This window comes from Mesorhizobium intechi (assembly GCF_002879535.1).
Taxonomy (GTDB): domain Bacteria; phylum Pseudomonadota; class Alphaproteobacteria; order Rhizobiales; family Rhizobiaceae; genus Mesorhizobium; species Mesorhizobium intechi.
In genome coordinates this window covers 1-11,659 of the sequence record NZ_PNOT02000280.1, presented here as the reverse complement: position 1 = coordinate 11,659, position 11,659 = coordinate 1, and the positions used below count along the sequence as shown (strand labels likewise).

11 protein-coding genes are annotated in these 11,659 nt (G+C 63.8%); 2 read left to right on the top strand and 9 right to left on the bottom strand.

What is annotated here, in order from left to right:
* Positions 1 to 957, top strand: a 957-nt coding sequence (locus C1D09_RS24555; protein ID WP_143976689.1) for a vWA domain-containing protein, incomplete at its 5' end; no start/stop codon positions are given.
* Entirely contained in the window at positions 957 to 1,844 is an 888-nt protein-coding gene (locus C1D09_RS24550) for an amidohydrolase family protein (protein ID WP_167514734.1), read from the top strand. The genes C1D09_RS24555 and C1D09_RS24550, both read left to right, overlap by 1 nt.
* Before the next feature lie 51 nt (positions 1,845 to 1,895).
* On the opposite strand, the gene C1D09_RS24545 is transcribed toward C1D09_RS24550, so the two are convergent.
* The 9 genes from C1D09_RS24545 to C1D09_RS24505 all read right to left on the bottom strand — a co-directional run.
* Positions 1,896 to 3,161 carry an ABC transporter substrate-binding protein gene (locus C1D09_RS24545; RefSeq protein WP_143976687.1) on the bottom strand — a complete coding sequence of 422 codons (1,266 nt, stop codon included), beginning with the start codon at positions 3,159 to 3,161 and terminating at the stop codon, positions 1,896 to 1,898.
* A gap of 24 nt (positions 3,162 to 3,185) precedes the next feature.
* Positions 3,186 to 4,016 carry a carbohydrate ABC transporter permease gene (locus C1D09_RS24540; protein WP_143976686.1) on the bottom strand — a complete coding sequence of 277 codons (831 nt, stop codon included), beginning with the start codon at positions 4,014 to 4,016 and terminating at the stop codon, positions 3,186 to 3,188.
* On the bottom strand, positions 4,013 to 4,936 hold the full coding sequence (locus tag C1D09_RS24535) for a carbohydrate ABC transporter permease (RefSeq protein ID WP_143976685.1): 924 nt from the start codon (positions 4,934 to 4,936) through the stop codon (positions 4,013 to 4,015). The genes C1D09_RS24540 and C1D09_RS24535 overlap by 4 nt, the downstream gene beginning before the upstream one ends.
* The gene (locus C1D09_RS24530; RefSeq protein ID WP_143976684.1) at positions 4,929 to 6,080 is read right to left on the bottom strand and encodes an ABC transporter ATP-binding protein; all 1,152 of its coding nucleotides are present in this window, start codon (positions 6,078 to 6,080) and stop codon (positions 4,929 to 4,931) included. Before C1D09_RS24530 ends, C1D09_RS24535 begins: the two co-directional genes overlap by 8 nt.
* Complete coding sequence (locus C1D09_RS24525) at positions 6,077 to 6,913, bottom strand: metallophosphoesterase family protein (RefSeq protein WP_143976683.1); 837 nt, start codon at positions 6,911 to 6,913, stop codon at positions 6,077 to 6,079. Before C1D09_RS24525 ends, C1D09_RS24530 begins: the two co-directional genes overlap by 4 nt.
* A 247-nt stretch (positions 6,914 to 7,160) precedes the next feature.
* Positions 7,161 to 7,568, bottom strand: a complete 408-nt coding sequence (locus C1D09_RS24520; protein ID WP_143976682.1) for a carboxymuconolactone decarboxylase family protein — start codon at positions 7,566 to 7,568, stop codon at positions 7,161 to 7,163.
* Positions 7,569 to 7,765: 197 nt separating this feature from the next.
* On the bottom strand, positions 7,766 to 9,262 hold the full coding sequence (locus C1D09_RS24515) for a sugar ABC transporter ATP-binding protein (RefSeq protein WP_143976681.1): 1,497 nt from the start codon (positions 9,260 to 9,262) through the stop codon (positions 7,766 to 7,768).
* Positions 9,262 to 10,311: an SMP-30/gluconolactonase/LRE family protein gene (locus C1D09_RS24510; protein ID WP_143976680.1), complete on the bottom strand. Its 1,050-nt coding sequence runs from the start codon at positions 10,309 to 10,311 to the stop codon at positions 9,262 to 9,264. Before C1D09_RS24510 ends, C1D09_RS24515 begins: the two co-directional genes overlap by 1 nt.
* A partial coding sequence (locus tag C1D09_RS24505; RefSeq protein WP_208760425.1) for an SMP-30/gluconolactonase/LRE family protein occupies positions 10,308 to 11,659 on the bottom strand: 1,352 nt, incomplete at its 5' end. The genes C1D09_RS24510 and C1D09_RS24505, both read right to left, overlap by 4 nt.

Sequence of the window (11,659 nt, the reverse complement as noted above, 5' to 3'; positions counted from 1 at the left end):
CCGCCACCCGATCGCCGTGACGAATTCGAAGTCCACTTCCAGAGCCATTTCTACGGCAACACTTCAGCCATGGTCGAAGGCGAAGCGGACGAGGAAACCCGCATCAGGGATGATGGCGGCGCCGAGGACGAGCAGGTCGTAGCCGAGCAAAGCCAGGAAGGTGGCGAGCTATCCTCGGCCCTGGAACAGTTGAGCACACGCGACTTCCAGCGCGACGACGACAGGCTGACCGCCTTTCGCCGAAAACTGTCGTTCGCTTTGCCCACCCGTCGCTCCTTCCGCACCGTGCGTACTCCTTCGCGCGGCAAGCTCGATTTGCGCCGCTCGCTCAGGGAAATCGTCAGCGCCGATGGCGACGTGCCCTCGCCGCTGCTGCGCCGCCGCCAGACAGTGCCGCGCAAGCTGCTGCTCTTGATCGACGTCTCCGGCTCGATGAAGCGGCACACGGCGGACTATCTCAAGCTGGCGCATGCCGCCGTTCAGGGCGCTGACCGCGCCGAGATCTTCACCTTCGGCACGCGGCTCACCCGCATCACCTCGGCGCTGCGCATCCGCGACCGCGACCAAGCGCTGGCCCGCGCGGCGGCCCAGGTCGACGACTGGGACGGCGGCACCCGCATGGGGCCGACGCTGCTCGCCTTTCTCTCCGTGCCGCGCTTTTCGTCCTTCGCGCGTGGAGCAGCAGTCATCATCCTGTCCGACGCACTGGAGCGCGGCGATCATGCCGAACTGCAGACGGCGATGCGCCGGCTGAGCGCCCGTGCCTTCCGGCTGTCGCTGGCCACGCCCTTGGCCGGCGACCCGCGCTTCCGGCCGGCCACGGCGGCGCTTCGTGCCATCCTGCCTGATCTCGACGATCTCATCGACGGCTCGTCGCTGACCAGCCTCACCGATTTCATCCTGTCGCTCGCCCGCCCTGCCCCCACGGCATCGACAATCTGGGAAAGGGTATCGTGATGCAGAAGGCCATCGACGCGCATTTCCACATCTGGCGCCAGAAGGACCAGCCCTGGCTGGTCGGGCCGATGGTGCCGCGCATCTTCGGCCCCTACGAGCCGATCCGTCGCGACTATCCGATCGGCGAATTCCTCGAGGACCAGAAGGGGTCAGGCGTCGAGAAAGCCGTCTATGTCCAGACCAACTGGGCAAAGGAGGATTTCGAGAAGGAAGTCGCCTTCCTGCAAAGGACCGCTGACGAGACCGGCTGGCCGCATGCCATCGTCGGCTATGCCGACATGACGGTCGACGATGTCCGGCCTCAGATCGACCGGCTGATGCAATACAGGCTGCTGCGCGGGGTGCGCATGCAACTACACTGGCACGAGACGCCGGCCTTCCGCTTCGCCGCCTCGGCTGACCAGGTCATCGACCCCAAGGTGCGCGCCAATGTCGCGCGGCTAAAGGATTACGGCCTGTCCTTCGACCTGCAGCTCTTCCCCGCCCAGATGAAGGACGGGCTGACGCTGGTCGGCGAGAACCCGCAAACCAACTTCATCCTCACCCATGCCGGCATGCTGACCGGCGCGGATCAAGAAACCACCGAGGCCTGGAAGGCCGGCCTGCGCACGCTGTCGGCAGCGCCCAATCTCCACGCCAAGCTGTCCGGTCTCGGCACCTTCGTCCATCGCAACGACCCGGCTGTCATCACCTACATCGTCGACAACGCCATCGACATTCTGGGCGCGGATCATCTGATGTTCGGCTCGAACTTCCCGATCGAGAAGCTCTGGACCAGCCACGCCGAGCTGATCAGGGCGCACCGCGATGCCGTGGCGAAACATGGTCCAGAAGCCGAGGCCGACATCTTCTGGAATACGGCCGAAAAGGTTTATCGGCCGGTGTAGCGCTCTCTCGCCTTCTCCCACAAGGGGAGAAGGCAAGACCCGTGGTAGCCCTTACTGCGTCGGCAGCATGCCTTCGACGTCGCTGGCCGCGTCATTGAGCGCTTCTTTAGGCGAGGCCGACTGGTCGACGACGCGCGACAGATTGTCGACGATCGTCTGCGTCACCTTGACCCCGTTGGTGCCCGGGAAGGCATACCACGGAACCATCAGCGGCATCTGGCTGAGCCCGGCCTGGAACAGCGGGTTCTGCTTGTAGAAATCGCCGAGATACTCGGGAGACTTCGCAGCCAGCTCGTTGTTGGGGACATAGCCGGTGCCCGGCACGACGACGGAGGCGCCATAGGGGCCGGCGGCGAATTTCGCGAACTTCCAGGCCGCCTCCTGCTTGGCCGCGTCCTTGGTCAGGATGACGACGGCATTGCCGCCGGTCGGCAGATGGCCGTTCGCCGGAGCGATCAGCGGGATCTTGGCGGTGCGCAGCGTGAACTTGTCGCCGACATTCTTGATCGTGTTGACCAGCGCGCCAGTGGTCTGGAATTCAAAGCCGACCTTGCCGGCCGCGAACGCCTGTTCGCCCGCTGGCTTGGTGAAGACCGGCATGCCGCCTTCCTTCACCATCCGCTCGATGATCTCCACCGCCTTCTCGCCCTCCGGCCCGTTGAAGGCGACCTTGCTTTCGTCTTCGTTCAGCATCTTGCCGCCGGCACCGAACAGCAGCGCCGAGAACATCCAGTCATCGCCCTGCCAGCGGAAGTCGATGCCGTCGACGCCATTGCCGAGAGCCTTGATCTTGCCGCCCAGCGCGATGACTTCATCCCAGGTCTTGGGCGGATTGTCCGGATCGCCGCCGGCCGCCTTCACCAGGTCGGCGTTGTAATACATGATCGGATTGGAGGTGGCGAAGGCGAGGCCAACCTGCTTGCCGTTGACCTGGGCCAGCTTCAGGATCGTGTCGGAGAAGCCGAGCTCCGCCATATTGCCTTCCTTCTTGACCAGCGGCCCGAGGTCGACAGCAACGTCACGCTCATTGAGCATGCGCAGGCGGTTGAGGCCGATGAAGGTGATGTCGGGCATCTCGTCGGTGCCGGCCTGGCGAAGAATGGTCTGGATGCCCTCTTCGTAGGTCGCCGACGGGCTGGCGAACTGGATCTTGATATCGGGATTTTCCTCCATGAACTTCTTCGAGATCGTGTCCATCACGTTCTTGAAGAAGCCGGGCATCGGGTAGTGAACCGTCAGGGTCGTCTCGGCATAGGCCGGAAAGGCTGCCGCCAACGACACCGCCGCGGCGGCGAAAATCCTGGAAATATGCGTCATTGGTCGTGCTCCTTGTTGGCCCGGTCAGCCTTTGAGACCGGTCATGGTGATGCCCTCGACGAAGCGCTTCTGCGCGAGCAGGAAGGCGGCGACGAGAGGAACTGTGATGATCAGCGTGGCGGCCATCAGCGCGCCGTAGTCGTCGCCTGCCTCGGCGGCGCGGAAATACATCAGGCCGAGCGGCGGCGTGGCGTAGGCTTGCTTGCTGACGACGATCAATGGCCAGTACAGATCGTTCCAGTGCGCGACGACGGAAAAGATGGCGAAGGCGGTGACCGCCGGCCACGCATTGGGCACGATGACGCGCGCGACGATGCCGAGTTCGGACATGCCGTCGAGCCGCGCGGCGTGCAAGAGGTCGTCGGGCATGGCGCGGAAGAACTGCAGGAACATGAAGATCGCGAACACCGATATGGTGAAGGGCGCCACCAGCGAGGTGTAGCTGTTCAAGAGCGACATCCCGTCGAAGGCGACATAGAGCGGCAGCGCCGTGGCATGGATCGGCACCAGCAGGCCGAGCATGACCAGTACCATCATCAGCCGCGCGGCGCGGAATTTCAGCTTGGCCATCGCATAGGCGCAGGGGATCGCGACCACGACCTGGAAGAAGAAGATCATGCCGCAGACGACGACACCGTTCCACAGCAGCGTCGCCATCGGCACCTTGGCAAGCGCCTTGGCGAAATTCTCGGCAAAATAGAAATGTTGCGGGATCAGCGCCAGCGACGAGGTGAAGATGTCGCTCTGCGTCTTGCCCGCCGTCGAGATCATGAAGATGTAGGGCGCGAGGATCATCAGCGCGCCGAGCGAAAGCAGCGCGAAGCGGATGATGCGGCCAACTGGGATGCTGTTCATGTGTAGTGCACCCGCCGGTCGAGCACGCGGTATTGCACAAGCATCAGCACGACCAGGATCGCCAGGAAGACGACCGTCATCGCCGAGGCGTAGCCGACGCGCAGATAGACGAAACCCTCCTGGTAGATGGTGAAAAGCAGCACTTCGGAGGCCTTGTTGGGGCCGCCGTCGGTGAGCATTTTCACCGTTTCGAAAACCTTCACCGCATTGGTGATGCTGATGGTGACGACGAACAGCGTCGTCGGTCCAAGCATCGGCCAGGTGACCAGGAAGAACCGGTCGAGCGCCGATTTCGCGCCGTCGACATGGGCGGCGGCATAGAGCTCGCGCGGGATGGCCGTCAGGCCGGCCAGGAACAGCACCATGTTGAAGCCGACCGACTGCCAGATGCCGATGATCGACAGGCTGTAGAGCACGGTGTTCGACGCGCCGAGCCAGTTCGGGCCGGGAATGCCGGCAAGCGAAAGCAGCGCGTTGAGCGGCCCGATCGTCGGGTGGAATATGTATTGCCAGACGGTCGCCATGGCGACAATCAGCGAGGCGACCGGCAGGAAATAGACGGTGCGGAAAAAGCCGCGCGCCCGCCCCTCGCCTTCGATCAGCAGGGCAACGCCCAGGCCGAGCACGATCGAGACCGGCGCGACGATGGCGGTATAGACCGAGGTGTTCCACAGCGAGCGGCGGAAGGTGCGATCGTTCAGGAGATGCGCGTAATTCTCGAAGCCGACGAAGCGAAACTTGCCGTAGCCGAGCTCGAAATCGGTGAAGCCGAGGAAGATGACGGCCGCCACCGGCAACAGCACGAATAGCAGCAACAGCACGATGGCCGGCGCCGCCAGCAACCAGGCGGTCCGGTTCTCGCTGCGCGCACGCAGTGCTGCGGCCCCGGCGACATCGCCCGCCAGCGCGACGCTAGACATGGGCCGGCTCCCGCCGCGCGCTCGCCGCGAAGCGCAGCCGCTTTCCTTCCGGCCCGAAGACCATCGCCTGCACAGGAGCCAGGACGACACCCACCTTCATTCCTGCGATCAGGTCCTTCGCCTCATGCGGTGCCAGCTTGGCGACGACGGCGTCGCCGGAGGCCTCGAGCCGGCAATGGGCAATGACTTCCGAGCCGAGGAACTCGAGCCGTTCGATCATCCCGGAAAGGCCGCTCCGGCCGCTGGGAGACAGTTTGACGAATTCCGGGCGGATGCCGAGGCTGACCGGACCGTTCGCCAACTTTTCCAGCAAAGCCAGCCGGATGCCTTCGAAGCCGACATAACCGTTTTCGGCGAACGCCGGGATGATGTTGATCCGCGGCTGGCCGACGAAACGCGCGACCTCGATATGGGCGGGATCGTTGTAGATCACATCGGGCGCGGCGAGCTGCAGCAGATTGCCGCCGATCATCACCGCCACCCGGTCGGCCATCGACAGCGCCTCGGCCTGGTCGTGCGTCACGTAAAGTGTCGGCACGCCGGCGCGGCGATGCAGTTCGACGATCTCACCTCGGGCATGGACGCGCAGATTGGCATCGAGATTGGAGAGCGGCTCGTCCATCAGGAAGATCGAGGGCTGGCGCACCATGGCGCGCGCCAGCGCCACGCGCTGCCGCTGGCCGCCCGACATCTGCCCAGGCTTGCGGTCGAGCAGATGGTCGATCTTGAGCAAACCCGCCATCTCGCGGACATCGCGCGCGATGCCGGTGCGAATATCCTTTTGGCCAGGCAGCAGGGAGCCGACCAGCGGCAGGCGCTGCGGCCGGCTCAGCCGTTTCATGGCGAGCGGCACGGCGATGTTCTGTCCCGCCGTCAGATGCGGGTAGAGCGCGTAGGACTGGAACACCATGGCGATGTTGCGGTCGGCCGCGGCAACCGGCGACATGTCCTTGCCGCCGACGAAAATCTCGCCGCTGTCGGCATGGTCGAGCCCCGCCAGGATGCGCAGCAAGGTGCTTTTGCCGCATCCGGAAGGGCCGACGAGCGCGATGAACTCGCCGGCTTCGATATCGAGGCTGACGCCATTCAGAATAGCGTTGCCGCCGAAGGACTTTTTCAAACCGCGAAGCGAAAGCGCGCTCATGAGGCGACCCGCTGTCGAACCTTGTGCGCCTCGTGCGGATAGACCTCGGCCACCACCTCATCGAGGACGTAGGCCGTCATGCCGGGGATGGCGACGATCTCGCTGGCGACAGTATCGCTGAATTGGTGGATGACGACGCCAAGCAGCCGCTCGCCCGGCATGTCGCGCTCCATGTCGCCGACCACGAAGGCCGCCGACGGACCCCAGACCAACGACGTGTTTTCGTATTGGCCTTGCCATGCCCGGTGCAGGTGGCCGCTGGCAAACAGCGCGACATCGTGAGCGGCGATCAGATCGTAGAGGCGCTGGCGCTGCGCCGGCCTGACGCTCCAGTAGCCGGTGTCACCCTCGCCGGGCGCATCGACGAACAGCGGCTTGTGGGCGAAGAGCGCGATGCTCCGGCCGCCACGGCTTTCCAGCGCGGCGTGCAACCAGTCGAACTGCGCCTCGTCCTCAGCGTCGTCGAAACCCATCAGCAGGCTGTCGAGCCCGATGAGGCGCCAGCTCCCGGCGTCTTCCATCCAGTAATCGGGACCAACCAGCCGGCGCCAGCGTTCGAGGCGCCCGGCATTGACCGGCTGCAGTGAACCCGGGAGATGGCCGACATCGTGATTGCCGGGCACCAGCAGCATCGGCTTGGAGATTTCGCGCATCAGATCCATGCAGAAGCCGATGTCTTCATCCTTGTCGGCACCGTCGACGCTGAGGTCGCCGGTGTGAATGACAAGGTCGGCGCCGCTCTGCTCGATCCAGGCGGCAAGCGGCGCCCAATTGCCGTTGAAGTGCGCCTTGGTCGGGCTGAAATGGGTGTCTGTGATCTGAACGATTTTCATGCCGGCTCCACCATGCGAGCCGCGCCCCCAGGCAAGCGGCATCGCATGGGGCTTCCTTAGTGCCCTTCCATGTCACTTCCTTAACAGCGGCCGGGATAAACCGCGCAATTGCAGGCAGCGGTCGTGCAAGAGCGCCAGCGGCGATCGCCCCTGCGCGTCGAACCTCATAGATTTCAGAGGCTTGCTACTGTTTGCCTACGCATCGCCCGCGCTCACAATCTTGTAACGGCGCAGCGGGAAATCACACTCACTTCACCTCAAACTGCGGATCCACGGGGATCTGCATCGCCGTCACCAGATGGTTGGTCTGGCCGGCGAGCCCGATGATCGACACCAGTTCGCCATGCTGCGCATCGGTCATCCCCTTGGCCCGCGCCGCCGCCGTGTGCGAGTGGACGCAGTAGGAGCAGCCATTGGCGGTCGACACCGCGATGTAGATCATCTCCTTGGTCAGCGGATCGATGGCGCTGTCGGCCACCATCACCGCCTTCAGCTGCTCCCACACCCGCTTCAGCGACGCCGGATCATTGGCCAGCCCGCGCCAGAAATTGTTGACGAAATCCGATTTGCGCGTCGCCCTGATATCGTCGAACACGGCCTTCACCGCCGGGATTTTTTCGACCTCGGCATCGTTGAGAAGTTTTGTCGCGGCCATGGAGTGGTCCCTTCGTTTTTCGAATCAGGTTCTGAGCAGATACGCCCAACCGATTGGCTCGATTCACTTTGCCAGCGCCGGCGTCTAGAGTCAGGTCACGCCGAGTCGAAAATGGTGGCTTTTGGGAACCGGAGCGGAGCGTACTGAAGTACGTGAGCACCGGAAGCCGCCATTCTCAGGCCGGCCTCACCCTGAATCTAATGCACCGCCGCGTACATGATCTTCTCCTCCGTCGCCTCCGCCGGCGAAAACTCCTCGACGATGCGACCCTGTCGGCACACCAGAATCCGATCCGAAAGGTTCATGATCTCCGGCAGGTAGGACGAGATGACGACGACGGCCAATCCCTCATCCGCCAGCCGGTTGATGATCTGATGGATCTCGGCGATGGCGCCGACATCGACGCCGCGCGTCGGCTCGTCGAAGATGACGATGCGCGGCTGCTGCACCAGCCCCTTGCCGATCACCACCTTCTGCTGGTTGCCGCCGGACAGTTCGACCACCCTGGCATTGTCGTTGATCGCCTTGACGTTGAGCGTCTTGGTCCATTGCGCCGACAGCTGCCGCATCTCCTGCTGGTTGATCACCCAGGCCTTTTCGCGGCCTGCGGCGAGCAACCCCCCGAACAGATTCTCGGCAATGCCCATTGTCTCGAAAATGCCTTCACTCTTGCGGTCCTCGGTGACGTAGACGATGCCGTCGGCAACGGCTTCGCTCGGCACGAGGTAGCGCACCGGCCTGTCATCCAACTCAATCGCCCCGCCACGCAAAAAGTCGCGCTTGTAGATGCCCGAGATGATCTTGAAGGTCTCGGTGCGGCCGGAACCGATCAGCCCGAACACGCCGGTGATCTGGCCCTCGAAGATCGAGAATGAATTGTTGCGCACGACATTGCTCATCGAGATGTCCTGCACCGACAGCACCTTCCTGCCGGCCTTGCGCAATTTCGCCTCGTCACGCTGACGGTAGATCTGCCCCGACAATGTGCGCCCGACCATGGCGGCGACGATCCTGTCGCGGTCGAAGGCCGACGTGTCGTCGGTGATGACCAGTTCGCCGTCGCGCAAAACGGTGATGCGGTCGGCAATGGCAAGCGCCTCTTCCAGCGCGTGGCTGATGAAGACGATGGAAACGCCGCTCGCCTTGAGCCGACGGATCAGCGCGAAGAAGTGGCGTTTTTCCTCCGGCGTCAGCGTCGCCGTCGGCTCGTCGAAGATGATGATCTCGGCATTGTGGTGCACAGCGCGCGCGATCTCGACCATCTGCCGCTTGGCCGCGCCCAGCGTCGCCACCATGGCGTTGGGATCGACGGGGAAATTCAGCGACTGCAGGAACTGCTGTGCTGAAATATACGTGCCGCGCAGCCGGTTGAGGAATTTCTCGGTGCCGAGATAGAGGTTTTGCGCCACCGTCATCGACGGCACCAGGCTGGTTTCCTGGAACACCATGGCAATGCCGGCTTCCAAGGCGGCATGCGGCGACGCGTAGGCGATCTCCTGACCCTTGTGGAACATCTTGCCCGAGGTGGCGTCGACAACGCCGGCAATGATCTTGGTCAGCGTCGATTTGCCGGCGCCATTCTCGCCGAGCAGCGCGTGGATCTCGCCCTTGCGCAAGTCGAAGCTGACATTTTTCACCGCGGGCACGCCGCGGTAGGTCTTGGTGACGTTTTCCAGGCGAACGATCGGTTCCATCAGAAACCTCCCGCGTCTATGGCCAGCACGCAGTCGCCGCCCCTGGAAGCGATGAACAGCCGGCCATCCTTCTCAGCCACGCTGCAGATGCCGTGGCGCGTGCCGTTGGCGCGGCTGTGCAGGCTGAATTGCGGCTGCAGCTTCTGGTCCAGCCTGACCACCAGCCCGTAGGAGCGGCTCGGCGACCATGGCTTGTGGATGCCCATGGTGCGGATGCCGCCGCATTGCAGCGGTTCGAGGAAGCTTCGGCTGGAAGCCAGCGCCGGCGCGATCCAGTAAGCCGGCGGCACCTGCTCGATCATGTCCTGGCGGTAGCGCGTTTCCTGCAGCACGAATTCGATCAGCCGGTTGCGCGGCGCGAACAGGCTCAACCATGCCCCGCCATCCCCCGAAGGCGCAAGCCGCGCGGGATAGCCAGGCAGATGCGTCAGCACTGCCGAGCGGTTTCCCGTCGCGCCGTCGAAGCGAACGAGTTGATGGCGCCAGCTCTCGCTGACCAGCACATCGTCGCCGGCGGGATGGAGCCCATAGGGAAAGGCAATATCGCCGGCCACCTTGCGGAATTCGCCGCCTGTCGCGTCGCGTTTCCAAAGCGAACCGGACGCGCCCTTCTTCATCAGATCGGCTGCCCATTGCGAGGGCGCATGTTCGGCCGAACCATTGGCCAGCCACATTGTGCCGTCCTCGGCATAGGCGAGAGTGGTGATGCAGCTGATATCAGCCGGCAGCGAAAGCTCCTTGCCGGCAACCAGCAGCTTGCCGCTTTCCAGCCCGACCGTCAGTTCACCCGACGGCGACCGCGCCAGCGCCGTGATGGGCGAAGGAAAGGTCTCGACGACCTTTGACCCGGCTCCGGCAGCAAGCGAATAAACGGCGTTGCCGCTGGTGGCGAGCAGCCGGTCACCGGAGACCAGCAGATTGTCCGGCTCGCTCAACTCTGCGAAAGCTCGTGCCTCATCCAGCCGCGTGTTGGGCCGGAAAGCGCCGTCCAGCGGCGGGATGGTGACCGCCTTGCCGCGAAACATGTCCAGGATCGGATCGAGGATCATGGCTTTGCTCCCCAGTAGGAAGCCGGGCTTGTCCAGTTCGGGTCGGCCCCAGAAATCTTGTAGCGGCCGACGCGGTTGTTGAGGATGCCGCCGACGAAGAGATAGCCCTTGTGCTCACGCATCGAAGTGACCATCGGATGCGCGCCGCCGGAGAGGTCGCCCATCGCCTCGACGATACCGCCCTTCTCGTTGAATTTCACCACGCCGCCGGTGTTGATGTTGGGAAACAGCCACTCGTCCTGCGGCAGACGGCGCGTCATGCGCTTGCGCATGTCGGGATGGCGCAGCGACAGGTCGAAACTCGGCGTGCGCATGCCGAGCCATGCCATCCAGTAATTGCCGTCCGACGCCCGGTTGATATTGTCGGGGTAGCCCGGCATGTCGCGGATGACGCATTCGGCGGTGCCGGACTTCGGCCCTTCCAGCCAGTAGCGATGCACGCGGCAGGCCCAGCTTTCGGCGAAGAACAGTGATTTGCCGTCATGCGCCATGCACACGCCGTTTGTGTAGCGGTAGCCGTCGAGCAGCGTCTTCGTCGATCCGTCCCTGGGGTCGTAGACCAGCAGCCGGCCGGTGGCGCGGTTTTCGATCGAATCCAGCGCCCAGTCATGGGCGTCATAGCGCTTGGTCGAGTCGGTGAAATAGATACGTCCGTCCGGCGCGATGTCGCAGTCATTTGGATCGCGCAGCCGCGCATCGTCGACGATCGACGTCCAGGAGCGCGCGGTCTCGGCCGACAGGCGTCTTACTTCCCGCTGCGGCGACACGGAATAGAGCCCCATGGCGCCGACGCAGCTGATCAGATTGCCTGTCTTGTCGAAGGCGAGGCCCAGCGGGAAGCCGCCAATATGGGCGAACACTTCCGATTTGACATAGTCCGGCGCGAAGAACCGGACGATCTCGCCATGACGGGTGCCGCAATAGAGATGGTCGTCGCGGTCGAGGATGACGTCTTCCGGCCCTTCCAGTTCGCCAAGCCCGATATGGTCGGCCGCCGACAGACGGTTGTCGAGTTCGTAGGGCGTGCCGGAGCCCGGTGCCGCCGACTGTGTCTCCCCCATCTTGAGGTAGACCGGCGCGACATAGACTTCGTTCAGCACCTTATGGCGGTTCTTCAGCCAGCGGATGTCGATGGTCACCGCCACCGCCAGCATGATGCCGAGCACCATCTGGTTGGTGCCTGTGCCGTAACCCAGCCGGATCAACCCGTTGGTCATGGTCAAGACGATGACGGCGCCCATCAACCCCTTGATCACCGAGCCGCGCCCGCCGCCCAGGCTGACGCCGCCGACCACCGCCGCCGTCAGCGCCATGATCTCGAGGTTGAGGCCGGTGCCCGGCCCTGCGC

Bases quoted from the DNA above. Each gene is read 5' to 3' on its own strand.
- C1D09_RS24550 (WP_167514734.1), top strand. From the start codon at position 957: ATGCAGAAGGCCATCGACGCGCATTTCCACATCTGGCGCCAGAAGGAC.
- C1D09_RS24545 (WP_143976687.1), bottom strand. From the start codon at position 3,161: ATGACGCATATTTCCAGGATTTTCGCCGCCGCGGCGGTGTCGTTGGCG.
- C1D09_RS24540 (WP_143976686.1), bottom strand. From the start codon at position 4,016: ATGAACAGCATCCCAGTTGGCCGCATCATCCGCTTCGCGCTGCTTTCG.
- C1D09_RS24535 (WP_143976685.1), bottom strand. From the start codon at position 4,936: ATGTCTAGCGTCGCGCTGGCGGGCGATGTCGCCGGGGCCGCAGCACTG.
- C1D09_RS24530 (WP_143976684.1), bottom strand. From the start codon at position 6,080: ATGAGCGCGCTTTCGCTTCGCGGTTTGAAAAAGTCCTTCGGCGGCAAC.
- C1D09_RS24525 (WP_143976683.1), bottom strand. From the start codon at position 6,913: ATGAAAATCGTTCAGATCACAGACACCCATTTCAGCCCGACCAAGGCG.
- C1D09_RS24520 (WP_143976682.1), bottom strand. From the start codon at position 7,568: ATGGCCGCGACAAAACTTCTCAACGATGCCGAGGTCGAAAAAATCCCG.
- C1D09_RS24515 (WP_143976681.1), bottom strand. From the start codon at position 9,262: ATGGAACCGATCGTTCGCCTGGAAAACGTCACCAAGACCTACCGCGGC.
- C1D09_RS24510 (WP_143976680.1), bottom strand. From the start codon at position 10,311: ATGATCCTCGATCCGATCCTGGACATGTTTCGCGGCAAGGCGGTCACC.